Annotated in this window: 24 protein-coding genes; 19 read left to right on the forward strand and 5 right to left on the reverse strand. The window is 49.3% G+C overall.

Annotation, left to right across the window (positions count from 1 at the left end):
• Positions 1 to 67: 67 nt before the first annotated feature.
• The 16 genes from mraZ (at position 68) to lpxC (ending at position 17797) form a co-directional block, all read left to right on the forward strand.
• Entirely contained in the window at positions 68 to 526 is a 459-nt protein-coding gene (gene mraZ, locus DEU30_RS09380; protein WP_011233688.1) for a division/cell wall cluster transcriptional repressor MraZ, read from the forward strand.
• Positions 526 to 1473 carry a 16S rRNA (cytosine(1402)-N(4))-methyltransferase RsmH gene (rsmH, locus tag DEU30_RS09385; protein ID WP_114982065.1) on the forward strand — a complete coding sequence of 316 codons (948 nt, stop codon included), beginning with the start codon at positions 526 to 528 and terminating at the stop codon, positions 1471 to 1473. The genes mraZ and rsmH overlap by 1 nt, the downstream gene beginning before the upstream one ends.
• Positions 1466 to 1783: a cell division protein FtsL gene (gene ftsL / locus DEU30_RS09390; RefSeq protein ID WP_011233690.1), complete on the forward strand. Its 318-nt coding sequence runs from the start codon at positions 1466 to 1468 to the stop codon at positions 1781 to 1783. Before rsmH ends, ftsL begins: the two co-directional genes overlap by 8 nt.
• Positions 1774 to 3507: a penicillin-binding transpeptidase domain-containing protein gene (locus DEU30_RS09395; protein ID WP_034818616.1), complete on the forward strand. Its 1734-nt coding sequence runs from the start codon at positions 1774 to 1776 to the stop codon at positions 3505 to 3507. Before ftsL ends, DEU30_RS09395 begins: the two co-directional genes overlap by 10 nt.
• Positions 3504 to 4970 carry a UDP-N-acetylmuramoyl-L-alanyl-D-glutamate--2,6-diaminopimelate ligase gene (gene murE, locus DEU30_RS09400; RefSeq protein ID WP_227016356.1) on the forward strand — a complete coding sequence of 489 codons (1467 nt, stop codon included), beginning with the start codon at positions 3504 to 3506 and terminating at the stop codon, positions 4968 to 4970. Before DEU30_RS09395 ends, murE begins: the two co-directional genes overlap by 4 nt.
• A complete protein-coding gene (murF, locus tag DEU30_RS09405) occupies positions 4967 to 6370 on the forward strand; it encodes a UDP-N-acetylmuramoyl-tripeptide--D-alanyl-D-alanine ligase (protein WP_114982067.1) in 1404 nt (467 codons plus the stop codon). The genes murE and murF overlap by 4 nt, the downstream gene beginning before the upstream one ends.
• Positions 6364 to 7446 (forward strand): phospho-N-acetylmuramoyl-pentapeptide-transferase, encoded by a 1083-nt coding sequence (mraY, locus tag DEU30_RS09410; protein WP_114982068.1) that lies wholly within the window; start codon positions 6364 to 6366, stop codon positions 7444 to 7446. The genes murF and mraY overlap by 7 nt, the downstream gene beginning before the upstream one ends.
• Positions 7447 to 7452: 6 nt before the next feature.
• Entirely contained in the window at positions 7453 to 8844 is a 1392-nt protein-coding gene (murD, locus tag DEU30_RS09415; protein ID WP_034818610.1) for a UDP-N-acetylmuramoyl-L-alanine--D-glutamate ligase, read from the forward strand.
• Positions 8828 to 10057 carry a putative lipid II flippase FtsW gene (ftsW, locus tag DEU30_RS09420; protein ID WP_011233696.1) on the forward strand — a complete coding sequence of 410 codons (1230 nt, stop codon included), beginning with the start codon at positions 8828 to 8830 and terminating at the stop codon, positions 10055 to 10057. The genes murD and ftsW overlap by 17 nt, the downstream gene beginning before the upstream one ends.
• Entirely contained in the window at positions 10054 to 11142 is a 1089-nt protein-coding gene (murG, locus tag DEU30_RS09425) for an undecaprenyldiphospho-muramoylpentapeptide beta-N-acetylglucosaminyltransferase (RefSeq protein WP_011233697.1), read from the forward strand. Before ftsW ends, murG begins: the two co-directional genes overlap by 4 nt.
• Positions 11135 to 12607, forward strand: a complete 1473-nt coding sequence (gene murC, locus DEU30_RS09430) for a UDP-N-acetylmuramate--L-alanine ligase (RefSeq protein ID WP_011233698.1) — start codon at positions 11135 to 11137, stop codon at positions 12605 to 12607. Before murG ends, murC begins: the two co-directional genes overlap by 8 nt.
• A complete protein-coding gene (locus DEU30_RS09435; protein ID WP_114982069.1) occupies positions 12597 to 13526 on the forward strand; it encodes a D-alanine--D-alanine ligase in 930 nt (309 codons plus the stop codon). The genes murC and DEU30_RS09435 overlap by 11 nt, the downstream gene beginning before the upstream one ends.
• A gap of 2 nt (positions 13527 to 13528) precedes the next feature.
• The gene (locus DEU30_RS09440; protein ID WP_114982070.1) at positions 13529 to 14275 is read left to right on the forward strand and encodes an FtsQ-type POTRA domain-containing protein; all 747 of its coding nucleotides are present in this window, start codon (positions 13529 to 13531) and stop codon (positions 14273 to 14275) included.
• Between the two features lie 6 nt (positions 14276 to 14281).
• A complete protein-coding gene (ftsA, locus tag DEU30_RS09445; RefSeq protein ID WP_114982071.1) occupies positions 14282 to 15514 on the forward strand; it encodes a cell division protein FtsA in 1233 nt (410 codons plus the stop codon).
• Between the two features lie 39 nt (positions 15515 to 15553).
• The gene (gene ftsZ, locus DEU30_RS09450) at positions 15554 to 16753 is read left to right on the forward strand and encodes a cell division protein FtsZ (protein WP_110013578.1); all 1200 of its coding nucleotides are present in this window, start codon (positions 15554 to 15556) and stop codon (positions 16751 to 16753) included.
• Positions 16754 to 16876: 123 nt separating this feature from the next.
• The gene (gene lpxC, locus DEU30_RS09455; RefSeq protein ID WP_114982072.1) at positions 16877 to 17797 is read left to right on the forward strand and encodes a UDP-3-O-acyl-N-acetylglucosamine deacetylase; all 921 of its coding nucleotides are present in this window, start codon (positions 16877 to 16879) and stop codon (positions 17795 to 17797) included.
• Here the strand turns inward: lpxC and DEU30_RS09460 are convergent.
• A complete protein-coding gene (locus tag DEU30_RS09460; RefSeq protein WP_227016357.1) occupies positions 17794 to 18198 on the reverse strand; it encodes a DciA family protein in 405 nt (134 codons plus the stop codon). The genes lpxC and DEU30_RS09460 overlap by 4 nt on opposite strands.
• A gap of 88 nt (positions 18199 to 18286) precedes the next feature.
• Between DEU30_RS09460 and DEU30_RS09465 the strand changes: the two genes are divergently transcribed.
• The 3 genes from DEU30_RS09465 to mutT all read left to right on the forward strand — a co-directional run bounded on the left by DEU30_RS09465 (position 18287) and on the right by mutT (position 22443).
• Positions 18287 to 19219, forward strand: coding sequence for a M23 family metallopeptidase (locus DEU30_RS09465; protein WP_110013580.1), 933 nt, complete (start codon positions 18287 to 18289; stop codon positions 19217 to 19219).
• Positions 19220 to 19302: 83 nt separating this feature from the next.
• A complete protein-coding gene (gene secA / locus DEU30_RS09470; protein ID WP_034818594.1) occupies positions 19303 to 22020 on the forward strand; it encodes a preprotein translocase subunit SecA in 2718 nt (905 codons plus the stop codon).
• 6 nt (positions 22021 to 22026) lie between these two features.
• Positions 22027 to 22443 (forward strand): 8-oxo-dGTP diphosphatase MutT, encoded by a 417-nt coding sequence (gene mutT, locus DEU30_RS09475; RefSeq protein WP_011233707.1) that lies wholly within the window; start codon positions 22027 to 22029, stop codon positions 22441 to 22443.
• Positions 22444 to 22478: 35 nt separating this feature from the next.
• Here the strand turns inward: mutT and yacG are convergent, their stop codons facing one another.
• The 4 genes from yacG to DEU30_RS09495 are packed head-to-tail and all read right to left on the reverse strand — an operon-like array spanning position 22479 to position 24946.
• Positions 22479 to 22673, reverse strand: a complete 195-nt coding sequence (gene yacG / locus DEU30_RS09480) for a DNA gyrase inhibitor YacG (RefSeq protein WP_011233708.1) — start codon at positions 22671 to 22673, stop codon at positions 22479 to 22481.
• On the reverse strand, positions 22670 to 23434 hold the full coding sequence (gene zapD, locus DEU30_RS09485) for a cell division protein ZapD (protein ID WP_034818590.1): 765 nt from the start codon (positions 23432 to 23434) through the stop codon (positions 22670 to 22672). Before zapD ends, yacG begins: the two co-directional genes overlap by 4 nt.
• Positions 23435 to 23474: 40 nt before the next feature.
• Entirely contained in the window at positions 23475 to 24083 is a 609-nt protein-coding gene (gene coaE, locus DEU30_RS09490; RefSeq protein ID WP_034818588.1) for a dephospho-CoA kinase, read from the reverse strand.
• Between the two features lie 2 nt (positions 24084 to 24085).
• Entirely contained in the window at positions 24086 to 24946 is an 861-nt protein-coding gene (locus tag DEU30_RS09495; protein ID WP_011233711.1) for an A24 family peptidase, read from the reverse strand.
• Between the last annotated feature and the right edge of the window lie 11 nt (positions 24947 to 24957).

Raw genomic sequence — 24957 nt, forward strand, 5'->3', positions numbered from 1 at the left:
AGACACCTAGACTGTAACATTGTGGGGATTTGTGGATAATAGTGGATCGCAATGATCAGGTGGGATCATGTTCCGAGGTGCAACAACATTAAGTCTGGATAGCAAAGGACGGTTAGCCATACCGGCTAAATACCGTCATGCGTTGTCATTAGACTGTGAAGGCAAAATGGTCTGCACGATTGATATTAAGCAACCGTGCCTGTTGCTGTACCCGCTTCCCGAGTGGCAAATCATCGAACAAAAGCTTACTCGATTATCCAGTATGAACCCTGCAGAACGTCGCTTACAGCGACTTCTTTTAGGCCACGCCGACGACTGTGAAATGGATAAAAATGGTCGTTTGCTCCTGTCAGCTCCGTTGAGACAACACGCCGGTTTAGAGAAAAAACTGATGCTTGTCGGGCAGCTGAATAAATTTGAAGTTTGGAATGAAGACGCCTGGCACGAACAAGTGGCGCAGGACATGGATGTTGAACGCGAAGGTGACTTTACTCTTAACGAACGACTAGAAGACTTTTCATTATAATGATTACAACGTCACCGCAACACGTTTCGGTGCTACTGGAAGAGTCGATAGAAGCATTAGCGACTGATCCGCAAGGCACATACATCGACGCCACATTTGGTCGCGGCGGACACACGCGTGCTCTGCTCAACCAGTTAGGTGACGACGCCCGCGTTATTGCCCTGGATCAGGATCCTGAGGCTATTGCTGCGGCTGCAGCATTTGCTGATGACCCCCGTTTTCAAATTATCCACACCCCTTTCTCAAACCTGCAACAGGTACTTGATGACTTGCAGTTGAACCAGCAAGTGACCGGAATTCTATTTGACCTTGGCGTATCTTCCCCACAATTAGATGACGCTGAGCGTGGCTTTAGCTTTATGCGGGACGGTCCTTTGGATATGCGGATGAACACCACCAGTGGAGAAACCGCCGCCGAGTGGCTTAATCGCGCAGAAAAGGACGATATTAGCTGGGTTCTGAGAGAATACGGAGAAGAGCGTTTTGCCCGCCGTATCGCCAGTGCCATTGTTATGGATCGCGAGAAAAAGCCGTTTACCCGCACTAAAGAACTGGCTGAAATGATTGCCCGCGTGAGTCCGGTAAAAGAAAAGCATAAACACCCGGCAACACGAACCTTTCAGGCCATCCGCATTCACATTAACCGCGAACTGGAACAAATTGAACAGGCGCTGGACGCTTCGCTGTCTGGTCTGAAAGAAGATGGGCGACTGGTGGTTATTAGTTTCCATAGTCTGGAAGATCGTTTAGTAAAGCGCTTTATTCGTAAGCACAGCGAAGGAAAGCAGTTACCTCCTGGCTTGCCGGTAACTGAAGCTGAGCGCAATAAAGATAAAGCGCTGGAGAAAGTCGGCAAAGCTATTAAGCCGGGTAAAGCTGAAGTGCAGCTCAATCCTCGTTCACGCAGCTCTGTGCTGCGCATAGCAAGGAGGGTTCGCAATGACTAAGCAGCGTTATCCCAGTCTAATGAAAATGTTGCTACAGGATTTATTGCAGCACAAATGGATTTTGCTTCTCAGTGTGGTGGTTATCGGTAATGCGCTAAGTATTGTCTATACCGCTCATTTGAATCGGCAGTTAACTGGCGAACGTGATGATTTATTGTCGCACCGGGACACTCTGGATCGGGAGTGGCGGCACCTTGTGGTTGAGCAAAACGCCCTGACTGAACACAGCCGGGTTGAACGTATTGCGCAGGAACAACTTGGCATGCGGGACGTTGAGCCAGAGCAGGAGGTGTTGGTTTCATGGCAGTGAATCGTCGCAATAAACGCACAGAGCCAGTCGGTACTCGTTGGCGCTTTTACACCGCAGTATTCTTACTGTTCGGTGTGTTTTCTGTGTTAATTGCACGCGCAGCCTATATCCAGGTCATAAGTCCCGATGCTTTTTCGCTGCAAGGCGATATGCGCAGTTTAAGGGCATCCAGCGTCGCGGTTCAGCGAGGCACTATTGTTGATCGTAACGGAAGAGAACTTGCGGTTAGCGTCCCGGTAGAAACCGTATGGGCCGATCCCAAACGTATCGCCGAGCGCGAGGCTTTAGCTGACGAACGTCGCTGGCAGGCCCTGGCTGAAACTTTTCGCATGAACCGTAACGAGCTGGTCAGTAAAGTGGACGACCCGTCAAAACGTTTCGTTTATCTGCAACGCAAAGTGACGCCATCAGAAGCGGATTATGTGAAGCAGTTGAAAATTCCCGGTGTGTATTTAAAAACAGAGTCACGCCGTTATTATCCTACCGGTGAGATCAGTTCTCACTTAATCGGTTTAACCGACATTGACGGCGCTGGGCAGGAAGGCCTGGAGCTTCTGTACGACGAGCATTTAACCGGTACGCCGGGTAAACGAGTTTATCGCAAGGACGCAGAAGGACGGGTTGTTGAAGAAATTAGCCAGACAGATGCACAACAACCAAAACAGCTGACACTGAGTATCGACCAACGTGTTCAGGCAACTGCTTACACCGAATTGAAAAAAGCCGTGCGCTACAATCAGGCAACTTCGGGTTCGGCGGTAGTGCTGAATGTCGAAACCGGTGAAGTGCTGGCTATGGTCAATAGCCCGTCTTTCAACCCTAACAACCGTTCCGAGCTACAGTCTTTCCGCATGCGTAACCGGGCGGTAACCGACAGCTATGAACCTGGCTCTACAATGAAGCCGCTGGTCGTTCTGAGTGCGCTTGAGAACGGACGGCATAAAGCCGGCGATACCATTGATACCAGTCCGGGCTGGCTCAGAATTGGTGGACGCCGGGTGAGTGACCCTCGGAACTATGGCGAACTGTCACTGGCTGAGGTGCTGGAACATTCTTCGAACGTGGGCGTCACAAAAATCGCACTGGATTTAGGCATTGACCCTTTATTGCAAACCTATGCCGACGCTGGCTTTGGAAACGACACGGGTATTGCCTTGTTAGGTGAGAGCATTGGCATACTGGGTGACAGAAGACGCTGGTCAGATTTTGAAACAGCAACTCTTGCTTATGGCTATGGTTTGTCGGCAACAACGCTGCAACTGGCTAATGCTTACAGCATTATCGCTAATGGTGGGAAAAAACGGCCGCTGACTATTTTCCGACAGGAATCACCGTTACCGGCAGAGCAAGTGTTTAATCCGGACAATACCCGGGCGGTTATGCATATGATGGAAACGGTGGTGCGTGATGGTACCGCTAAAGCGGCGCAGGTTCCTGGCTACCGTATTGCAGGTAAAACGGGGACAACCCGAAAAACCAAAGCAACAGGCGGCTACGGTGACGAATACGTAGCACTCTTTGCCGGAATAGCTCCGGTTAGCGATCCGAAAGTGGTTGTGGTTGTAACCATAAACGAACCGGGTACCGACGACTATTATGGCGGCACGGCCGCAGCTCCAGTGTTTTCAAAAATTGTATCGCAAACCATGCGCTTACTGAATATACCGCCAGACAACGTAGATGACACTCAGGTGCACGCTGCGGGCTTTGGGGGTGATAAATGATGAAACTTACCGAGTTGCTGACAATGCTGCCAGCATCGTTCTCCATTCCGGATGTTATCGTTAGCGGTATAAAGCTCGATAGTCGGCAAGTAGCCAATGGCGATGTTTTTGTCGCTATTCCGGGCTATGAAACCGATGGCCGCGCTTATATTGATGCGGCTATTGATGCCGGTGCCGCAGCAATTATTGCTGAAGCTCCGGGAATGGCTGTTGAACAGCGCCGGGGCGTGGTCGTTATCGGTTTTAGTGGCGTTCGTGAGCACCTGTCTCGTATTGCTGGCAACTTTTTCGGACATCCATCAGAAAAAATGCAGCTGGTTGGTGTGACCGGAACCAATGGTAAAACATCGGTTACTCACATTATGGCGCAGCTGGCAAAAGCTCTGGGTATGGAAGCGGCAGTTATTGGTACAACCGGCAGCGGCCTTATTGGCCGTTTGTTACCGGAGCGTCATACCACACCAGATGCCGTAACCGTCCAGCAACGTCTGGCCACGCTATTAGCTGAAGGTGCAGAATTGGTTGCTATGGAGGTGTCGTCACACGCGCTGATACAGCGTCGTGTTGAAGCTCTGCACTTTGTCGGCGCAGTCATTACCAATATCAGCCGGGATCATCTCGACTACCACGGCACCATGGAAAACTATGTCGCCGCAAAACAACGTTTATTTGCCGACTTTGGTGTGCAAAATCGAGTGGTTAACGCCGACGACGATACGTTAAGCCAGTGGCAGCACGATGATTTAGCCGATTTATGGGTAAGTCTTAATGCCAGCCCCAACGAACCCTGCCTGCAGGCAACTGGCGTTCAGTTTCATGAGCAGGGCTCGGTGTTCAGCTTAAACTGGCAGGGGGAATCCTGTGTCGTTGAAACGCCATTACTGGGGCGCTTCAACGTTTACAACTTACTCTGCGCGGTTGCTGTGTTGCTGAAACTGAATAAGCCTCTGGCGGATATCGGTAGAGCCTGCGGCAGTTTGCAGCCCGTTCCCGGGCGGATGGAAGCCTTCCATAATAATCAGTCGCCGCTGGTGGTGGTTGACTACGCGCATACACCGGACGCTTTGCATCAGGTACTGAGTGCGCTGCGTCTGCATTGCAAAGGGCGTTTATGGTGTGTATTTGGTTGCGGCGGTGACCGTGACCGTGGCAAGCGCCCGCAAATGGGTAAAGTAGCGGCAGATTACGCAGACGTTGTTGTGGTTACCGATGACAACCCGCGGACAGAACCCGCGGAACAAATTATTGAAGATATTCTGACCGGTATTGCGGATAAAATTCAGGTTAAGGTTTGGCCGGGTCGCCGCGAGGCGGTTATACGCGCAATGCAGGAAGCCGGAAAAGATGACGTTGTATTACTAGCCGGTAAAGGGCACGAAGACTATCAGGTTATTGGTACTCAACGCATTGACTATAACGAACGAGCGGTAGTCAGCGAATGGCTGCAAGGAGACTGCGCATGATCTCAGTATCACTGAAATGGATTGCGGAGCAGGTGGAAGGCCGCCTGATTGGCTCTGATTGTACAATTGACAAGGTGTCGACGGACACCAGGACAGATTTAAAAGACGCACTCTTTATTGCCCTGAAAGGCAGAAACTTTGATGCTCACGACTTTGTCGAGCAGGCGTTGGCTAAAGGCGCTACTGCAGTTATCTGCGAAAAACAGCAAGACAGCGAGTGCCGTCAAATTATTGTTGAGAATAGTCGCCATGCGCTGGGTCGTTTAGGAGCGGCAGTTAAAGCGAAGGTTGCACCGAAAACGGTAGCAGTTACCGGCAGTAACGGTAAGACCACAGTGAAGGAAATGCTGGCGGCCATTTTATCGATTCAACATCCGGTATTGGCCACGCAGGGTAACTTTAATAACGATATAGGTGTTCCGCTGACCTTATTAAGGTTAGAGGAAAAGCATAAATACGCGGTAGTAGAGCTGGGTGCGAATCATCCGGGCGAAATTGCTTACACCACCGATTTAACCAGGCCCGATGTTGCGATATTGAATAACGTGAGTGCGGCACATGTCGAAGGTTTCGGAAGCTTGCATGGGGTTGCCCGTGCTAAAACTGAAATTTTCCGTGGAGTGAGTAGCCAGGGAACGGCCATTACCCCTCGCGATTCAGAGTTTTATCCTTGCTGGGAACGCGCCTGTGCTGACATGAAGTGGAAGAGCTTTGGTTTAACCGACAACGCCGATGTTTATGCAAGTGACGTGGTATTGAACAGTGAAGGACACCCTGCGTTTACTCTGCATTTGGGCGGTGAAACGAAGTGTATTGAACTGAAGTTAAGCGGTCGTCACAACGTGCTTAATGCGCTTTCAGCCGCCGCTGCGGTAAGTGAGCTGGGTATATCTCTGGATGACATTGTTACTGGGCTGCAAAGGGTTGAGCCGGCTCAGGGGCGTTTAACAATGATAAAAGTGAGTGATCACTTACGTATTATTGATGACACCTACAACGCCAGCGTTGCCTCAACTAAAGCTGCCCTGGACTTGCTAGGAAGTTATCAGGGGTATCGCATTTTTGTATTGGGCGATATGGGTGAGTTAGGTGCCGATGCGCGCGCTTATCACGAGGAGATTGGTGAGCATGCTATAGGCACCGGCATTGATAACTTATACAGCCTGGGCGTACTGAGTCAAAGTGCCAGCGAGGTCTTTAACGGCCACGGAGGCAAGCACTTCGGTAGCTTACAGTCGCTGGTTGAATCTGTTTTACAAAGACTTACAGAACAGACAGGCAAGCAACCTGTCACAGTGCTGGTTAAAGGCTCACGCTCCGCACATATGGAGCGCGTTGTTGCAGCAATACAGCAGGCTGTCGCGGTCAGTGACAGCGTAGAGGATAAGCACGCATGTTAGTTTGGTTGGCGGAGTACCTAACCCAGTTTGAAAGCGCGTTTAACGTGTTTTCCTACTTAACCTTGCGGGCAATACTCAGTGTTTTGACCGCACTGGTTTTGTCGCTGTGGTTAGGACCAACATTAATTCGTCGTTTGCAGCGTTTGCAAATAGGGCAAACGGTACGGGACGACGGCCCGGAAAGTCATTTAGTAAAAAGTGGTACGCCGACTATGGGTGGCGTATTGATACTGGCAGCCGTTCTGGGTTCCTCACTACTCTGGGCTGACTTAGATAACCGTTATGTCTGGGTTGTTCTAATGGTTATTACCGGCTTTGGTATTGTTGGCTTTGTCGATGATTATCGCAAAGTTGTACGCAAAGACCCGAAAGGGTTAATTGCTAAGTGGAAGTATTTCTGGCAGTCGGTTATTGCCAGTGTGGCTGCCGTTTACCTTTACTGGAGCAGTACTCAGAGCGCTGAAACTGCTCTTCTTGTTCCATTCTTTAAAGACGTTATGCCGCAGTTGGGTATGCTTTATATGCTCATGGCCTATTTTGTCATTGTCGGCACCAGTAATGCCGTCAATTTAACTGACGGCCTGGACGGTCTGGCCATTATGCCAACCATTATGGTGGCTGCTGCACTGGGTATTTTCGCCTACGTGTCCGGCAATGTGAACTTTGCTGAATATCTGCAAATTCCTTATTTGCCACTGACCGCTGAATTGTTGGTCGTGTGCACCGCTATTGTTGGAGCGGGTCTCGGATTTCTCTGGTTCAATACTTATCCTGCGCTTGTATTTATGGGCGACGTGGGTTCTCTGGCCTTAGGTGCTGCACTTGGCATTATCGCGATATTGGTTCGGCAGGAGCTGGTGCTGTTCATTATGGGTGGTGTGTTTGTTATGGAAACCTTATCGGTGATGCTGCAGGTGGGTTCCTACAAATTGAGAGGCAAACGAGTTTTTCGAATGGCTCCAATTCATCACCATTACGAATTAAAAGGATGGCCAGAACCGCGGGTAATCGTGCGTTTCTGGATATTGTCACTCATTTTTGTGCTGATAGGACTCGCAACCTTGAAGTTGCGTTAAAAAATAATGACTAAAATAGCCTGGCAGAATACAAAACACATTGTTGTCCTTGGTCTTGGAAAGACCGGGGTGTCTGTGCTGCGCTATTTACAACATAAACGGCAGCAGGATCAGAAGCTTGCCGAGATCAAAATTCAGGTTTTTGATTCGCGTGAAAACCCTCCTGGCCTGGAAGAAGCAAAACAAATACTGGGAGATGCTGAACTGCTTAACCGGCATTGGGAATTAGAAGACACGCTGGCGGCCGACTTAATTATTGCCAGTCCGGGTATCGATTTACGTGAAGACCCAATCGTTTTGGCGCGTGATGCAGATATTCCGATTGTTGGTGATGTTGAGCTGTTTGCGCAAGAATCAAAATTGCCGATAGTAGCGGTAACTGGCTCTAATGGAAAATCCACAGTAACTCGCATGGTCGAGTTTGTTGCTAAGCAATGCGGCAAAAATGTGGCTGCAGCCGGCAATATAGGCGTACCAGTACTCGACTTGCTGCTGCAGGAGCAGCACCCCGATGCTGTAATACTGGAGCTTTCCAGTTTTCAGTTGGAATCAGTTTCCAGCTTGAAACTTAAAGCGGCGGCACTTATGAATATTAGTGCCGATCATATGGATCGTTACTGCACTCTGGATGAATATGTAAAAGCTAAGCAACGCATTTTCACTCATGCAAAAACCTGGATACTGAACCGTCAGCAGCAGGATACCTGGCCACACCCGGTTACGGGAAAATTAATGACCTTCGGTAATGACTCGCATCCCAAACACTTTGGTTTGCTGTCTGGAAATATCGACCGTGTCAGTGGGCCGGTTGCCGTGACTTTCGATGGCAGTGTTGTACTGCGGGCAGATCAATTGCAACTCCAGGGCATTCATAACCTGGTGAATGTGCAGGCAGCTCTGGCTTTGTGTCAGGCAATAGATATTGATATTGAAGCTGCGGTTCGTGCGGTAAAAGAGTTTAAAGGTCTGCCGCACCGCTGTGAATTAGTCAGTGACAATGAGGGCGTGCTCTGGGTTAACGATTCAAAAGCCACAAATATCGGTGCTACTGCTGCCGCGGTTGAGGGGCTGAGACCAATGATAAACGGGCGTTTACTGCTAATAGCGGGTGGGGTCGGCAAAGGAGCAGACTTCCGTGAGCTGCAGTCGACCCTGGAGCGGGTCGATATTCTCTTAACCATAGGTGAAGATGGTCCCCGCATTGGTCAGTTGTTTAACGGTTCACGGCAGGTAAAAAGTTTACAGCAGGCCGTGGAGCTAGCGGCATCTTTAGTGCAAACCGGCGACATGGTGCTGTTATCGCCTGCGTGTGCGAGCTTCGATCAGTTTCAGAACTTCGAGCATCGGGGCGACAGTTTCCGTCATGCAGTGGAGGCGCTTTATGTCAACAGTGCGTGAAGAACAGTTAAATCTTGAGATACCGGCTTCCGATGTCGGTAGTCGTTGGCAAAAGCTGATTAACTGGTTTCAACCAAAAGCCAGTCAGCCACTGTACGACCGTATGCTGTTTACCCTGGCAATGGCGTTGCTGGCTTTTGGCTTTGTTATGGTCACGTCTGCGTCTTTACCTACGGCAGACCGGTTAACGGGGAATCCGTTCCATTTTGCCATTCGTCACGGCATTTATATTCTGATTAGTTTAGCCGTTATGCTGGCGACTTTACGGGTACCGGCGAATAGCTGGAATCAACAGAGCGGTAAGTTGTTGTTGCTCGGCTTGATTATGCTGTTAATGGTTTTAGTTGTGGGATATGAAGTTAACGGTGCACAACGCTGGATAAAAGTCGGGCCAATTACTTTTCAGGCGGCAGAGGTCGCTAAACTTTTCTTCTGTATTTATATGGCCAGTTATTTGTCCCGCAGGGAAGACGAAGTCAGAGAAGCGACTAAAGGCTTTATAAAACCTCTGGCGCTGTTGTTTATTGCTGCAGTGCTTTTATTAATGCAGCCGGATTTCGGAACCGTGGTTGTCTTGTCGGCAACAACCGTCGCCATGCTGTTTTTAGCTGGCGCTAGATTGTGGCAGTTTTTTGCTGTGTTCATTACCTGCGTACTGGCATTAATTTTACTGATCATCGTTGAGCCTTACCGGATGCAGCGTCTGCTCACCTTCCTGGAACCGGAGAAGGACCCATTCGGTGCCGGATATCAGTTAATGCAGTCGCTTATTGCCTTTGGGCAAGGCCACTTTAGCGGCGCCGGTTTGGGTAATAGCATTCAAAAATTACAATACCTACCCGAAGCACATACTGACTTTATTATGGCTGTTGTTGCCGAGGAACTAGGTTTTCTTGGCGTGCTGGCGGTTATTGCAACCGTATTAATGTTGGTATGGCGAGCTTTAATTATTGGCCGTCGCTGCTTAATGCAGGAGCAACGTTACGGCGGTTATCTGGCTTATGGTATCGGTATTTGGTTTAGTATCCAGGCCTTTGTGAATATCGGTGTTGCGTCCGGTGCATTACCAACTAAGGGACTGACACTGCCTTTGGTGAGCTACGGTGGTAACAGCCTGATCATATCGGCTCTGGCCGTTGGGCTGTTGTTACGCATAGACCATGAACGTCGGATGCTGGGTCGCAAAGTGGCACCGCGCGGAGGTGCCGAATGAACAAAGTTTTGATAGCAGCAGCCGGCACCGGTGGTCATATTTTTCCGGCCTTAGCCGTAGCAGAACAAATGCGCGACAACGGCTGGCAAGTTGACTGGCTGGGTACGCAGGAAGGTCGTTTAGAAAGTCGGGTGATTCCGGCAGCTAACTTCCCTTTACACAGCATTAGCATGACTGGAGTTCGCGGTCATGGGCTGAAAAGAAAGCTGTTCATGCCATTCACTTTGGCGAAAGCCGTGCTGCAATGTCGACGCTTGCTGAAAACACTACAGCCACAGGTAGTGGCAACCTTTGGCGGCTATGTCTGCGCGCCAATGGGGTTAGCTGCGAAACTGCTGGGCATCCCCTTAGTGGTGCACGAACAAAATGCCATACCGGGCATGACTACCCGGTTGTTAGCCCCCAGAGCAAACAAAGTTATGTTGGGGCTACCGGTTGCCCTCCCGCAATGGCAGCAGTATCCGGTTGTTGGTAACCCTCTGCGCAAGGGGTTATTGGCACAAGCGGCTGAACAGACAGAAAAATCAAATACAGACGGAGCCTTGAATATATTGGTGGTTGGCGGAAGTTTAGGTGCGCAGGTATTGAACGAAGCCGTGCCGGAAGCCGTCAAAGCATTAGAAGGTGTTGAACTTAATGTCCTGCACCAGTGTGGTGCTGAGCGTGAGGCAACAACTGAAAAGGCTTACTTAGGTGCATCAGTGCTTAAAACGCTGAAAGTCACCGAATTTATTGAAGATATGGGCGACGCTTTTAAAAATGCTGATTTGGTTATTTGTCGCGCTGGCGCATTAACCATATCTGAGTTGGCGGTAATGGGCGTAGCGTCCATTCTGGTGCCATTGCCACATGCTGTGGATGACCACCAAAGCGCCAATGCGAAAGTTTTAGAAAGCCGTGGTGCGGCAGTTTTATTGCCGCAAACTGAAGTAGTGGAAGGCGCATTGAAACAACAGTTAAAACGTTTATTGCATGACAGACAACAACTGTGGACAATGGCGCGTTTCGCTCGCCAGTGTGCGATGCCAGAGGCAACGCAACGACTGGTGAATGAATGTATGGAATATAGACAGAGCGATGACTAGCATGACCGCAACCAACGCACAGCCATTTACTATTGTGAACGTCCCGGAAATGCGCCGGGTACAGCGAATCCATTTCGTTGGTATCGGCGGTGCGGGTATGGCCGGTATTGCAGAAGTTCTGTTAAATCAGGGCTATCAGATTTCGGGTTCGGATATTGCCGAAAACGCCAATACCGAACGGTTGCGCTGTCTCGGAGCCACTGTGGTTCTCGGACATATGGCCAACAATATCGAAGGCGCCAGTGTGGTTGTGGTATCCAGTGCAATAAAAGCGGATAACGCTGAGCTGGTAGCTGCTCACCAGCTGCGGGTGCCGGTAGTACGTCGTGCAGAAATGCTGGCCGAGCTTATGCGTTTTCGCCATGGTATTGCGGTAGCCGGTACACACGGAAAAACAACGACCACGTCATTGGTTGCGAGTATTTTTGCCGAAGCCGGTCGTGACCCAACTTTTGTTATTGGTGGTTTGCTCAATAGTGCTGGTTCGAATGCTCGTTTAGGTAACAGTAAGTATCTCATTGCCGAAGCAGATGAAAGCGATGCGTCGTTTCTGCATTTACAACCGATGGTTGCGATAGTGACGAACATCGAAGCAGACCATATGGACACCTACGAAGGTGATTTCAATAAGCTGCTGGACACCTATGTTGAATTTTTGCATAACCTGCCGTTTTACGGTTTAGCTGTTATGTGTGTCGATGACCCTGTCGTATCTGATTTAATACCACGACTCGGCCGTCAGACCATGACCTACGGCTTTAGCGAAGCCGCTGATGTACGAGCAATAGATTATAAACAAACCGCCAGTGAGAGCTGCTTTACTATTTTACGCAAAGGGCTGAAACCACTTGACGTGTGTCTTAATCTGCCGGGTAAGCACAATGTGTTGAATGCACTGGCCGCAGTAGCTGTAGCAACAGATGAAGGAATTAACGACGAAGCCATTAAGTCAGCACTGAACAAATTTGAAGGTATCGGCCGTCGTTTTCAGCATTACGGTAACTTTGCCATCTCAGATAAAGACTCGAATAAAGAGCCGGGTGAAGTGATGCTGGTTGATGATTATGGTCACCATCCTTCAGAAGTTGCGGCCACGATTCAGGCCGCGCGGGAAGGCTGGCCGGAGCGTCGTTTGGTAATGGCATTTCAACCGCACCGTTACTCACGCACACGAGATTTGTATGAAGACTTCGTTAACGTGCTGTCGCAGGTTGACGTATTACTGATGTTGGAAGTTTACAGTGCCGGGGAAACGCCGGTAAGCGGTGCCGATAGTCGCTCATTATGTCGTTCCATTCGTCAGCGCGGGCAGATAGACCCGGTTTATGTGGCAACCGTGGATGATATGCCGGAAGTTCTTGAATCGGTGCTTGCTCCGGGAGATTTGCTGTTAACGCAGGGCGCTGGAAATATCGGCGCATTGGCCAAGCGAATTGCAACTGAGGTGTTGAGTCATGAAAGCTAATGCCTTTGGTAAAGTGGCCGTCATGCTGGGCGGTACGTCGGCTGAGCGCGATGTTTCGCTGAAATCCGGAATGGCGGTATTAAAAGGCCTGGTTGCGAAAGGCATCGATGCACACGCATTTGACCCGGCGGCGCATAGCTTGCAGGAGCTTGTGGAGCAAAAGTTTGATCGCGTATTTATCGCTTTGCATGGCCGCGGCGGTGAAGATGGCAGCATGCAGGGGGCATTGCAAATACTGGAAATGCCATACACCGGCAGTGATGTTCTGGGCTGTGCGCTGGGTATGGATAAAGTGCGTTGTAAACAAATTTGGCATTCAGTGGGTCTGCCAACCGCCAATTGGCGGGTGGTAACGCAAGCTGAAATAGAGCAAGTGAACGTGGAAGCTATGTTGCAGGAGCTCGGTGGTCGGGTAATTGTAAAACCAGCACGTGAAGGCTCCTCTATAGGTATGAGCATTGCCGATAACGGGCGAAGCCTGGCTTTAGCCTTGCAGCATGCGGCTGAGTTTGACGACGACCTTTTGGTCGAACAGTGGGTTGAAGGTGCGGAATATACCATTGGCATACTGGAAGGTAAGGCATTACCGGTTATTCGACTGCAAACGCCACATGAGTTTTACGATTTTGAAGCCAAGTATCAGGCAAATGATACCCAGTACCATTGTCCTGCAGGGCTAAGTGAAGATGACGAAGCAAGTTTGCGAACCCTGGCTGAACGCGCTTTCGTGGCCATAGGAGGTAGTGGCTGGGGACGCATCGATGTGATGTGTAATAACGCAGGTGAATGGTTTTTGTTAGAGGCCAATACGGTACCGGGAATGACAGAAAAAAGCTTGGTACCTATGGCAGCAAAAGTTGCTGGTTTACAGTTTAATGACTTAGTGGAGCGCATTTTAGCGCAAACGCTGGAGCGCTAACGATGGCTGCTGAACAGCGCCTGCGCTCAGTCAATTTTTGGTCAGGTGTAGTGGTGTTATGTCTGACAATTGCGGGGGCACTGGTTGGTATCTATCAGTTAAACGAAGTGCTGACAGACGAACAGCAAGTACCGCTGGCTGAACTAAGTGTTCAGGGCGAGTTGCAGTATACCGCTAGCGAAGAGGTTAGACAGGCATTGACAGCAGAGCCGTTAGGAAGCTTTTTTACGGCCGATGTGGATGATTTAAGGCGTCGGGTAGAGCAGTTGCCGTGGGTGCAAAAGGTCTCTATTCGCAAGGTTTGGCCAGATAAGTTATCGGTTTATGTGACAGAGCACAAACCTGTCGCTATGTGGAACGGTGATCGGCTCATCAATCAGCACCAGGAAGTTTTCCGGGCTGATATAACGAAAGCTGACAGTAATTTGCCACAGTTGTTCGGCCCGGAGAATGCGGTGAAAGAGACCTGGAAGGAGTTTAACCGGGTACAGCAAATGCTGGAGGTGAATGGCTTTCAGATAAGAGCGCTGAGATTAACCGAACGCTTTGCTGTTAGCGTGTTTCTGGCACAGGGAATTGAAATTAAGTTAGGGCGGGAAGCCACATTAGAGAGAATTAAGCGGTTTATCGATGTGTTTCCCAGCATCGTTGAGCACGAAAAAAGTAAAAACAACGAAATCGATACTGTGGATTTACGATATGACACCGGGGCTGCAGTGGCCTGGCGTGAAGCAAAAAGTGAGAGTTAGACGGTTATGTCGAAAACATCCGAACACAATATGGTTGTAGGTCTGGATATAGGCACCAGCAAAGTCACAGCGCTTATAGGTGAGTTATTGCCTGATAATGAGATCAGTGTTGTTGGCGTTGGCACGGCTACGTCGCGTGGAATGGATAAAGGCGGCGTGAATGACCTTAATCTGGTCGTGCAGTCGGTTCAGCGCGCTGTTGATGAGGCTGAGCTTATGGCTGACTGCCGCGTGGCATCGGTGTATTTGAACATTTCCGGACGTCATATTTCCTGTCAGAACGAAAGTGGCATGGTACCGATTAACGAAGCTGAAGTGACTCAGGATGATGTCGACAGCGTGATTCACGCCGCGCAGTCAGTGCCTATTGCAAAGGAACGTCGTATTTTACACGTCTTGCCGCAGGAGTACGTCATTGACTCACAGGAAAGTATCCGCAGCCCAATAGGCATGTCCGGTGTCCGTATGGAGTCGAAAGTGCACATTATTACCTGTGCCAACGATATGGCGAAGAACATTATAAAGGCTGTAGAGCGCTGCGGCCTGTCAGTCGACAAGCTGATATTTTCAGCGTTGGCATCGAGCATCTCGGTGCTGACTGACGACGAAAAAGATTTGGGTGTGGCCCTGGTCGACTTAGGCGGCGGCACCATTGATATTTGCATTTACGCGGGCGGGGTATTGCGCCATACGGCGGTGATTCCGGCAGCGGGTAATCAGGTTACGAGCGACATTGCCAAGATATTTCGCACGCCGACTAACCATGCAGAGGAAATTAAGACGAAGCATGCCTGTGCGTTGCGACAGATGGTCAGCATGGAAGACACTATTGAAGTGCCTTCGGTGGGTGGTCGTCCATCGCGGGTCATGTCACGTCATACGTTGTCCGAAGTGGTAGAGCCGCGTTATCAGGAATTATTTGAATTGGTCAGGGATGAAATTCAGCAAAGTGGTTTAGATGAGCAAATTGCAGCGGGTGTCGTGATAACCGGCGGCAGCGCTAAGATGGAAGGCTGCGTGGATTTTGCCGAAGAAATTTTTCAAATGCCGGTTCGTGTCGGCGTTCCTCTGGGCTTGAAAGGCCTGCGGGATTACGTCGAAGATCCGGTTTATGCCACAGCGGTGGGACTGTTACGGTATGGGCAGGAAGATGCCGCTGTGTCACAAAAAGAAAGCTCTAAAACTGACGTGATCGGACTCTGGCAAAAAGTGCAGAGTTGGTTCAAAGGTGAGTTTTAACTTGGGGTAGCACGTTAAAAGCAGGTAGGGAGAATTATTATGTTCGAACTGATGGACAATTACGAAAGCGAAGCCGTCATTAAGGTGATTGGCGTCGGTGGTGGTGGCGGAAACGCTGTCCAGCACATGGTGAAAGAATCAATTGAAGGTGTGCAGTTTATTGCCGCTAATACCGATGCGCAGGCTCTGCGCAATCATACGGCGGATGTCACCATTCAATTAGGTCAGGACATTACTAAAGGTCTTGGTGCTGGAGCCAACCCGGAAGTAGGCCGCCAGTCGGCAGAAGAGGACCGTGAGAACATCCGCGTCCACTTAGAAGGTGCCGACATGGTCTTTATTGCAGCCGGCATGGGCGGCGGTACCGGAACCGGTGCAGCACCTGTGGTTGCTGAGGTTGCCAAAGAACTGGGTATTCTGACAGTTGCTGTTGTGACTAAGCCATTCCCGTTTGAAGGGAAAAAGCGCATGGCCGTAGCCGATGAAGGTATCAACGCACTGGCACAAAGTGTCGACTCGTTAATTACCATTCCAAACGAGAAGTTGCTGAAGGTGATGGGTCGTGGAACCAGTTTACTGGATGCCTTTAGTGCTGCAAACAACGTATTGTTGGGTGCGGTTCAGGGTATTGCTGAGCTGATTACTCGTCCGGGTCTTATCAACGTCGACTTTGCTGACGTTCGTGCGGTTATGAAAGAAATGGGTACCGCCATGATGGGAACTGGTGTTGCCAGCGGTGAAGACCGTGCGCAGGAAGCTGCGGAAATGGCCATTAACAGCCCGTTACTGGAAGATATCGACTTGTCCGGAGCTCGTGGTGTGCTGATTAACGTCACAGCCGGCATGGACATGAGCATTGAAGAGCTCGACACCGTCGGTAATACGGTTAAAGCCTTTGCTTCAGATAACGCAACCGTGATTGTGGGTACCGTTATCGATACGGAAATGTCTGACGAGCTGCGCGTGACAGTGGTGGCGACTGGTATTGGCGCGGAGCGCAAACCCGATATCTCTTTGGTGAATAAGACCAGCCAGGCAGCACCTAAGCGGGAGCCTCAGCAAGCATACCGCAGTAGTGATATTGACCGCGGTGCAGCAGCCCCTCGTTACGAGGAGCAGGAAGAGTTGCAGCCAGAAACGAAAGCGGAACCAAAACGTCAACCCGCTGCCAAAGCTAAACAGGATAAAGAACTCGATTACCTGGATATTCCGGCTTTTTTGCGAAAACAGGTCGACTAAATTAGCGTAACGCTTGATAAGTATGCGTAAAATTTGATCGGACCATGACAAATGTCGTATAATATGCGGCCGCTTTGGCTTCAGCCATGGCGAACCGAATAAAAGGGTAGGTGAACAAGTACCATGATTAAGCAACGTACATTACAGCAAGCAATATCAACCACCGGTGTTGGACTGCATAAAGGCAATAAAGTAAACCTTACTTTACGCCCTGCGCCGGCCAATACGGGGTTGATATTCCGTCGTGTGGACCTTGACCCTGTGGTGGATATTCCAGCACGGGCCGACTGGGTGCGTGATACGCAGCTGTGTACCTGTCTTATCAATGAGGAAAACGTTCGCGTTTCTACCGTCGAGCATTTGCTCGCTGCGCTGGCCGGCGTTGGTATTGATAATGCGATTATCGAAGTCGATTCGCATGAAATTCCAATTATGGACGGCAGCTCGCACCCGTTTGTTTACCTGCTACAAAGCGCGGGTATTGAAGAGCAGTCAGCAGCGAAGAAGTTCATCCGGATCAAACAGCCGGTACGTGTCGAAGACGGTGATAAGTGGGCGGAACTGCTACCCCACGATGGTTTCCGTATCGACTTTGCTATCGACTTTGAACACCCGGCTATCGCAGATACAGGCCAGACCGTTAGTATGGATTTCAGCGCGAATTCTTTTATCAAAGAAATTAGCCGCGCCCGTACTTTTGGCTTTATGAAAGACATTGAGTATTTACGGGAAAACAATCTGGCATTAGGCGGCAGTTTTGATAACGCTGTTGTGCTGGACGAATTCCGCATTCTGAACAGTGACGGCTTGCGTTACGACGATGAATTCGTAAAACACAAAATGTTGGATGCTATTGGTGATTTGTATATGGGTGGCCACAGTATTTTGGGTCATCTACGTGCCTACAAATCAGGGCATGCGCTGAATAATCAGTTATTACAGGCACTATTAGCGCAGCAGTCAGCGTGGGAGTTTGTGACCTTTGACGAAGAGCAGGCCACTGCGCCTATTGCTTTCTGGTCACCCGCAACGACAACAGCTTAATCTTTATCGTTGGCGGTAAACTTTGCCGCCAACGCTTTTAACTCCGACTTTAACGGTTCATCACAACCCTCAGCCATTGTCAGTAGACGCTCTGCGCTACTTGAATCCTGCTGATCTTTCATGCTCTTCTGAAAATTATTCATTGACGGGGACACCTTAATTGAGAGGCTGTGTACCGGGATCGTCGCATTGTGACGAAAATACGTTATAATGGCCGCTTGCTGAAGTTTTAGCCTGGTTGCCCAGCTACCGTTATCTACCTGAATGATCATTTGGCCATCGCGGATATTCAGCAGTTGGCAGTGTTGATAGGTGTTTTTATCTACGCATTGTTGAAACAATTGTTGCCAATGCGAAAGTTGGGCGGCAAACTGTGCATAGTGTCGTAATGTTGACGACAAAGTTTTTTGACCGGAGCGAAGCCATTCTGATGGTGTTTTCGGGTGTCGTGACATAATTGCGTAGTAGGCAAATAATAAGAGAGTTCGGATGAGTTTATCAGTCTTTTATCGAGGCTCCAAAGTACGTTTTCGTATTCGTTTAAGTCGACGTCGGTTTTTTTCTTTTGTTGGCATTGCAGCCTTCATCGGCCTTGCCAGCTGGCAACCATGGCAGTACCAGGGCATTGATCCTAAACTGGCGCAGACTAAAATTAGCGAAGAGCAGAAAAAGCTCGTATTGCAGGAAGAAGCGCTAAAAGAATTAAAAGAAGACACTCAGAAACGTCTGGGTGCTATGACGGTGTATCTGGGTGAATTAAGAGCTCAAATGCGTCGTCTGGACGCGTTAGGTGAGCGTTTAGCCGGGGTAGCTAATCTCGATAACGGCGAGTTCAACTTTAATCAGGAGCTGCCTATTGGTGGCCCCGAGGTAGAAGTTGCTGAGCTCCCGCATAGCTCTGGCACGGACGTCATTACTGAAATTGAAGGTATGCTGTCGCAGATCTCTGACAAACAAAAACAGCTATCGCTACTTGAATCTGTGATGATGAATCACCAACTTACTAATGACGCTTATATTGCGGGTCGTCCCATCTCAGATGGCTGGCTGTCGTCGCAATACGGTGTCCGTAAAGACCCTTTTAATGGCACACCCGCTATGCATAAGGGCTTAGATTTTGCTAGTTATAATGAAGAGGTCAAAATTATTGCGACCGGCGCAGGTGTCGTTACCTGGGCTGGCGACAGATACGGTTATGGCGCATTGGTCGAAATTGACCATGGCGGTGGTTTAAAAACACGCTACGGACACAATGATAAGCTATCGGTGTCTGTAGGGGATGTTGTCACCCGTGGTCAACAAATCGCTGAAATGGGTAGCAGTGGTCGTTCGACCGGCCCACACGTTCATTACGAAGTGTTGCGTAACGGCCGTCAAATTGACCCTAATCAGTTTGTGTATCGTAAAGCTGACCCAAAATAACTCGGTAAATTATTTAGAACGTAGGCGGTACTTTAGGTACCGCTTTTGTTGTTCAGGAAAGTAACACAGGATAAATCAATCTCATGCTAGGCAGTCTGTTTCGAAAAGTATTTGGTAGTCGCAACGATCGCATTCTCAAAACTATGAAGAAAGACGTTGAGCGAATTAATTTGCTGGAACCCGAGTTTGAAGCGTTAAGTGATGCCGAGCTAAAAGAGAAAACCGCTGAATTTCGCAAGCGTCTGAACGATGGTGAGCGCATAGAGAAAATTTTACCCGAAGCCTTTGCTACCGTTCGTGAAGCCAGCAGACGTGTTTTCGGGATGCGTCACTTCGATGTACAGCTTATTGGCGGTATGGTACTGAACGATAACCGCATAGCAGAAATGAAAACGGGTGAAGGTAAAACGCTGACAGCGACCTTACCGGCTTACCTTAATGCGTTACCGGGTAAAGGCGTTCACATTATTACGGTGAACGATTACCTGGCCAAGCGTGATGCTGAATTCAACCAACCATTATTTGACTTCCTTGGGTTGACCGTAGCGTTCAACATTCCGGGCATGGCGCCTGAAGACAAGAAAGCGGCTTATCAGGCCGACATTACTTACGGTACCAATAACGAGTTTGGTTTTGATTACCTGCGCGACAATATGGCCTTTGCGCCACAGGACAGGGTTCAGCGCGAATTAAACTACGCTTTGGTCGATGAAGTCGACTCAATTCTGATTGATGAAGCCCGTACGCCGCTGATTATTTCCGGTCCGGCTGAAGACAGTTCAGAAATGTACCGCAAAATGAATGAGCTGGTTCCACACTTGGTTCGTCAGGAAAAAGAAGACACTGAAGAAGAACAAGGCGACGGCGACTTTACCATTGATGAAAAAGCCAAGCAGCTGCATCTTACCGAACACGGTCAGGAACACATTGAAGAGCTGCTGAAAGAGAAAGGCATGCTGGACGCTGATGATTCGCTATACTCAGCCGCTAATATCAGTTTACTGCACCATATCAATGCTGCTTTACGCGCTCATCATCTATTTCAAAAAGATGTGGATTACATCATCAAAGACGACAAGGTTGTCATTGTCGATGAACATACAGGACGTACAATGGAAGGTCGCCGTTGGTCTGAAGGTCTGCATCAGGCAGTAGAAGCCAAAGAAGGCGTGCCAATTCAGAACGAAAACCAGACATTGGCATCTATTACCTTCCAGAATTATTTCCGTCTATACAACAAGCTAGCCGGTATGACCGGTACAGCCGATACTGAAGCCTTCGAGTTCCAGTCTATTTATGGTCTGGAGACCATTGTACTGCCAACCAACAAACCAATGGTTCGTGATGACAGAGCCGATCTTATTTATCTGACCACACTGGAAAAATACGAAGCTATAGCCGAAGACATTGAAGAGTGTCGTAAGCAGAAGCGCCCGGTGCTGGTGGGTACGGTTTCTATTGAAAACTCTGAGCTTTTGTCACAGTTGCTGAAGAAAAAGAAAATTCCTCATGCGGTACTGAACGCTAAATTCCACGAACACGAAGCCGACATTATTGCTCAGGCAGGCCGTCCGGGAACGGTGACCATTGCGACCAACATGGCCGGACGTGGTACCGATATCGTTCTGGGCGGAAGCTGGATGGCTGAAGTTGAAAAGCTGGAAGAACCATCTAACGATAAAATCGAGAAAATAAAGCAAGACTGGCAGAAACTGCATGATGCCGTAATTGAAGCTGGCGGTTTGCACATTATTGGTACTGAGCGCCATGAGTCGCGTCGTATCGATAACCAGTTACGCGGTCGTGCTGGTCGTCAGGGTGACCCGGGTTCATCGCGTTTCTATTTGTCGCTGGAAGATCCACTTATGCGGATTTTCGCTTCGGATCGCATTGGAACCATGATGAAACGTCTGGGTATGAAAGAAGGCGAAGCCATTGAACACCCTTGGGTAACGCGAGCTATTGAAAATGCGCAACGTAAGGTGGAAGGACGTAACTTTGATGTCCGTAAACAATTGCTTGAGTATGACGATGTAGCCAACGATCAGCGTAGTGTTGTCTATGACCAGCGTAATGAATTGCTGGACGAAGGTGATATCTCTGAAACCATCGTTGCGATACGTGACGACGTGATCAATTCAGTGATCAGCGAGTACGTTCCGCCTCAGTCTCTGGCTGAGCTCTGGGACTTAAAAGGTTTGGAAGAGCGTCTGCGTGGTGACTTCCACATCGAGCTGCCACTACAGCAATGGCTGGACGAAGAAGAGCATTTCCATGAGGAAGTGTTGCGGGAGCGGGTACTGGAAGAGCTGGTTAAAGCTTACCAGGAAAAAGAAGAGATGGTGGGGCCTGAAGTGCTGCGCCGCTTCGAAAAATCCATCATGTTGCAAAGCCTTGACCAGCACTGGAAAGAACACTTAGCAGCAATGGATCATCTGCGTCAGGGTATTCACCTGCGTGGTTATGCTCAGAAAAACCCGAAACAAGAATACAAAAAAGAGGCTTTTGAACTCTTTACCGAGATGCTGGAAGCCCTGAAACTCGACGTTGTGACTATTCTGAGCAAGGTGAAAGTACGAGCTCAGGAAGATGTGGACGCAGTAGATGAACAACGTAAAGCAGCCGATAGCGCGCCACGTGAGTTCCGCCATGAGCAAAGTGGCCCGGCAGCTGAAGAGCCTCAGAAAAACACTGACAATGCTCAGGGACAACCGGTTCGTAAAGGCGCAAAAGTGGGGCGTAACGAGCCATGCCCTTGTGGGTCAGGCAAAAAATATAAACATTGTCACGGTAAACTATAGGTTTTTATGGAGACCCAAAAATCGCCTGCTGTCCATGTGGCAGTAGGCGTGATTGAAAATGAACAGGGCGAAATTTTTATCGCTCAACGTCATCCTGAACAACATCAGGGTGGTAAGTGGGAATTCCCCGGCGGTAAAGTCGAAGCTGGCGAGAATGTTCAACAAGCATTGCAGCGCGAACTAAAAGAAGAGTGCGGTATTGATGTGACCGACATGGCTCCATTAACCGTCATAGAGCATCAGTACAAAGATAAGCGAGTTTTACTCGATGTCTGGTGGGTGCTTTCATACAGCGGTGAAGCGCGTCAGTTAGAAGGTCAGGACTGGTGTTGGGTTGATAAAAACCAGCTGGATGCATTCCAGTTTCCGGAAGCTAATCAACCCATTGTCGAATGCATTATGCAGTCATTGAACGCTTATTAGTACAGCAACTCGTACTCTAATGGCTACTACCTGAACTAATAATCTGATTCTTCGTTGTTATAGTCGTCGTTAGCTATGACAACTGGCTCGCCCGGGATGCTTTTTTCCTCGTTTGCCCATTCACCTAAATCAATCAGCTTGCATCGCTCACTGCAAAAAGGTCTGGCAGGGGATTTTTCTGACCACTCTACCTTAGTCTGGCAGGTTGGGCAGTTAACACTAATACTCATGGACTACACCTTGCTAGTTCAAATTCAATATCGTGCAGGGATGTTTCTTTGCTCTCCCCGGGTAAAGGCATGAATCGTACCGTAAATCGCTGCCGATGCCCACTGATGACCGGATAAATCTTGGCAGAGCGGGGGACCTTAATTCGCAGCATGGCAAGCAGTTGCTCTGAACTTTCCTGCAGGAAACCATTTTGCAATTGTATTGGCGCAAAAACGGATTGCTCGCGTAATAATGTCAGTTTTAAGGTAATAGCCAGTTCAACAAAAGCCAGTGTCTGACTCCAGCTTTCACATTGTTGCCGCTTTTCTTCAGCAGACTGACTTAACCATAAATGTAGCTGAGGTAATTCAAATAAGCCGCTCATGCCCGGCTGGCTGAATCGCTGGCGTATACTCGTTAGCAGTGCATCGTCTTTGAGTTGGCGCAAGTACTTTGGAATATCCTGAAGCGTGTTGATGCAATGCTCAATTTCATTAATGGTTCTTCGCAATGCATCGCGGTCAACATCGGGGTGCTCTTCCCATTTTTGTAAACGCTGTTTGTCGAGCTCTAAGTCTTTCGTCAGTTCGGTACGGATGTCACAGCGCTCAAGTAGTTCGGTGACAGCAAACAGGGCGTTAAAAAAGGGTTCAGCCTGTTCATCAAAACAGACTCGGCTGGCTTTTAACTGTTCGAAGCCATGTTCTAAACGCAAATAAGTTCGCATACGCTCCTGAAGCGGATATTCATAGAGAATGTTGTCGTTATCAGTAGATGTCATGCGATTGCCGATTGTTGAACTCTGTTGCTATGATAGCGGATTACTCTTCCTGTGCAACGGTTGCCGCAAGATAGCGCTGATGCAGTTGGTTAACTTGCCGACGTAATTGGTCGATACTGCCCTCGTTATTCAGAATATCATCCGCTTTGCGAAGTCGTGTCTCACGACTCAGCTGAGCTTTCATTATTGCCTCAACTTCTTCTTTTGGACTCTCGTCGCGCTGAATGGTTCTTTGCAGTTGCAATTCTTCCGGAACATCCACGACTAATACCCGCTGGCAGTACTTATCTAAATTATTTTCCAGTAACAGCGGCGCTGATAAAATTACATAGGGTGAGCTGGCCTGTACCAGTTGAGTCAGAATTTCCTCACGTATGGCTGGGTGCAACAAGCTGTTCAACCAGTCTTTTTCTGCAGGGTCAGAGAATACTTTTTGGCGTAGCGCTTTGCGATCAAGCTCGCCTTTGTCGGTTAGCAGATCTCGACCGAAATGTTCTGCAATTGCTCGCAGGCAGGGGGTGCCCGGCATTACCACCTGACGGGACACAATATCGGCATCGATCACGGTTATGCCCAATTTTTCAAACTCAGCTGTGGCTGCCGACTTTCCGCTACCGATACCACCGGTTACACCAACTACATAGGTCATACTCAAGTTCCCCCTAACCAATGCCAGTAGCTGAACAACAGCTCCATACCATAGAAATAACTCAGCAGGCCTCCGCCGATTAGAAAAGGCCCAAAAGGTATGGGTTGAGAGCGGCTTTGCCGGCGTAACATAATCAGGCCTATTACGGCTCCGCAAACCGAGCTGGCAAGAATTGTGACCGGCAACAGAGTCGCGCCGGTAAAAGCGGTGATAGCTGCCAGCAGTTTAAAGTCACCATAGCCCATACCTTCTTTGCCGGTGATAAGCTTATAGGCCCAGAACACGCTCCAAAGGCTAAGATAACCCGCTGCGGCACCAATAATTGCGGAGGTTGGAGTCATGTCACTTAAGTCAGAGATAGACCAGAGCAAAGCCACCCAGAGTAAAGGGTAAGTGAGCTGATCGGGCAGTAACTGATGACGCCAGTCAATGACGAACAGGCAAATTAATAACGAAAAGACCGTAGCATATACCAGCGCTGGCAGAGTGAAGCCGAAATACCAGCCTATTATGCCAAACGCCAGGCAACTGATAATTTCAACCAGCCAGTAGGTAACCGGAATGCGAGTTTGACAATGGCGGCAGCGTGCGCGCAAAACCAGATAACTCAACAGCGGAATATTATCGTACCAGGCAATAGAGGCCTTGCATTCAGGGCAATGGGAACCCGGAAACGCGATGGAAAAGCGGTCCTGTTTGGTTACCGGCGTTCCGTTCATTTCGGCACATTCGCGCTGCCATTGGCGTTCCAGCTGTATTGGTAGCCGGGTGATCACTACATTCAGGAAGCTCCCAATAACAGCTCCCAGCACCAGCGCGACCATCAATGTCGGTATTGATCCGGCAGCAAGCAAGTATTCCATACTTCTATTCC

The organism is Idiomarina sp. 017G (assembly GCF_004362265.1).
GTDB classification, from domain to species: Bacteria; Pseudomonadota; Gammaproteobacteria; order Enterobacterales; family Alteromonadaceae; genus Idiomarina; species Idiomarina loihiensis.